The 2,688-nt window shown below is 61.8% G+C and carries 3 protein-coding genes; all 3 read right to left on the minus strand.

Going from position 1 to position 2,688, the window contains the following annotated elements:
- Positions 1 to 1,017: FtsX-like permease family protein (locus tag GSQ75_RS01565; protein ID WP_254058400.1), on the minus strand; the 1,017-nt coding region annotated here is incomplete at its 3' end.
- Positions 1,018 to 1,024: 7 nt separating this feature from the next.
- The gene (locus tag GSQ75_RS01570; protein WP_158752790.1) at positions 1,025 to 2,326 is read right to left on the minus strand and encodes an ABC transporter permease; all 1,302 of its coding nucleotides are present in this window, start codon (positions 2,324 to 2,326) and stop codon (positions 1,025 to 1,027) included.
- 64 nt (positions 2,327 to 2,390) lie between these two features.
- A partial coding sequence (locus GSQ75_RS01575; protein WP_158753852.1) for an ABC transporter permease occupies positions 2,391 to 2,688 on the minus strand: 298 nt, incomplete at its 5' end.

Raw genomic sequence — 2,688 nt, forward strand, 5'->3', positions numbered from 1 at the left:
TACCCCTGCCGTGCTGAGAAGGAAATTCTCGGTGCGAAAATAGCTGAGGATATGTCCGCGCGTGGCACCCACGGCGCGGCGTATGCCGATCTGCCGCCGACGCTGCTGCACCCAGAAACTGGTCAGGCCGACGATGCCGAAGGCCGTCACCGCCAGCATCACCACGCATACCAGCACCAGCATCCAGGCCATGCTGCTCATGTTTGCAAAATACTTTTCTCGGATATCGGTGTAGCTGTGGCCCTTGACGACCGCAATCGGGTCGAGCTCGCTCAAAGTCTGTTGGGCCTGCCGAACCACGCGGTCGCGATCCTGCGGCGCGCTGCGCACCACGTAGTAGCTCAGCGCACTGTCGGGGCTGAGCGGAAAGAAGGTACTGTACCAGGCCTTCTGGCTGTTCACGAACGGACGCAGCACATCAGCCACCACGCCGACCACCGTATACGCCAGCGGTTTGGAATAGAGCACCTTGCCCAGTGCCGGCTGCCCCGGCCACATCCGCTCGGCCAGGCTTTGCGTGACGATGACGACATGGGTATCCACCAGCGGCATCGAGCCCCGCTTGCTGTCGGCGTATTCGTCGGCGTTGAAGAAACGCCCCTGCAGCAATTGCAGACCAAGCGCCTTGTCGCCGCCCTCGCCGAGGAAGTACGCCGAGACATTCACCGCGGCACCGAATGTGGTATCCGGCGTGGTACCAAACGCCCAGCCCCAGTTGTTATTGCTCAACGGCACCGTGTTGGTAACTGCCACCGCTTGTACGCCGACAATGCCACGCAACCGGGCAAGGTTGCGCGGAATGTCACTGGAAGCCATCTTCGGATCGCTACCATCCACGGTAATCACCCCGATGCCCGGTTCGTCGATGGCATTGGAGCGGTGGATATCGACCACGCGCTGGCCGATCATGAATACCGCATTGCACAGCACGGCACACGCCAGCGCTATCTCCAGCACGATCAGGATGGACGGAATCCGGTGTTTGCGCAGGCTGGCTAGAATCGGTCGGATTTCCATAAGTACCTCAGGCGGCCTTCAGTTGCGAACCGGGCGCAAGCCGGCTGGCCCGCCACGCCGGCAGCAAGCCGGCGACCAGGCTGGAAACGAGCGCCACCAGGAACGTGAGCAGAAACATATGGACGTCCAGATGGGCAAGTCCGGCGTATTCGGCCGGCTGGTGGCGGATGCACCACAGGCCAAACTCCGCAAAGACCAAGCCCAGCAAGCCGCCTGCCAATCCGACCATGCCGGCCTCGACCATGAACTGCGTGAAGATCGCGCGCCGCATGGCGCCCAAGGCGCGGCGCACACCGATTTCCTGCGAACGGCGCAGACACTTGGCCAGCAAAAGGCCCACCGTGTTGACCACGCAGATCAGCAAAAAGCCAAAGGCGAGACTGGCCTGAAGGCGCACATCGTCAGGCACCACCTTTTCGTTGCGCAGCCACTGCATCAGATCCGACAGCGCCACCTCGGGGCGATAGAAGCGGCCCAGTGCGATCTGCTGCTGCGCATAGTTCGACAGGAATTGCCGGTACGCGGCAACCCCAGCATCGCTGGATAGCTCTACCCAGAAGCCCAGCCATATGCAAGGCGCCGTTTCCAGCTTGCTGGTATCCGCAACCGCCCAGCAGTCGTCGTTCGTCGGATCCATGTTGGCGGCACGCGCGGTCTGCAAAGGCAGGAACACCGCATCACCGTCGCCATAGCTGCGTCCGCCCAACTCTTGCGTGTAGAAGCGCGGTTGTGGCGCCCAGTGCTTCAGCACGCCGATGATGCGCAGATCGTGGTCGTTGACGCGAATGATCCTGCCCACACTGTTGGCCCCACCAAACAGCTGGTCGTTGAGGAAATCCGAGATCACCACTACCTGTGCACGGCTCTCATCGTCCACCGCCGACCAGCCGCCGCCGTACTGGAACGGCGCATCGAACATCGTAAAGAAATCCGCCGTGGTCATAACACCGTCGCTGAAGAACGGGTGCTCACCGGCATGCAGCGGCGCGACCTTGGCATTGGTCAATGCTATCGCCACCTGTCGTTCGGCCTGGTGTGCGTGCAGCAGGTTCATGGCGTCGGCATAGGCCATCAGGCGTTGCGGCTTGGTTTTCCCTGCCACATAACCGTCCTTGGTATACGGGTCGACCTGCGCATAGAACAGTCGCGCACTCTTCTGCGGCAAGGGATCGCCAGACAGCAGGCGAAGCACGGTCAGCGTGGTGATGCACGCGCCGATGCCCAGCCCCAATGCGACGATCATCAAGGCCGTGAGAGCTTTGTTGCGCCTGAGGCTGCGCAGTGCCAAATCAAGGTAGTAAGCGAACATAGTTGATCCTTTGCATCGCGTGCAGACTTTCCCCGGATCACCGTGAAGAGGGGACCTCAAACCTTCACACCGACCGCGTCGCCACTACCGGCGGCACGTTTGCCGCGCGCAGGGCGGGGCCCAGTACGGCGACCTGTCCGAGCAGCCACAGCGCGACGGCACCTCCGGGCAGGTAGTACCAGGGCATCCGATCCATCTCGTAGTGGTCCATCAGAAAAAGGTTGATGCCAAAGGCAAGCACCAGGCCGATCAGCACACCTGCCGTACTGAGCAGAAAGTTCTCGGTACGGAAATAACTGAGGATATGTCCGCGCGTGGCACCCACGGCGCGGCGTATGCCGATCTGCCGCCGACGCTGCTGC

Origin of the sequence: Dyella sp. S184 (assembly GCF_009766065.1) — a bacterium.
GTDB lineage: Bacteria > Pseudomonadota > Gammaproteobacteria > Xanthomonadales > Rhodanobacteraceae > Rhodanobacter.

Excerpts from the sequence above, each read along its gene's own strand:
- GSQ75_RS01570 (WP_158752790.1), bottom strand. The coding sequence starts at position 2,326 with ATGTTCGCTTACTACCTTGATTTGGCACTGCGCAGCCTCAGGCGCAAC.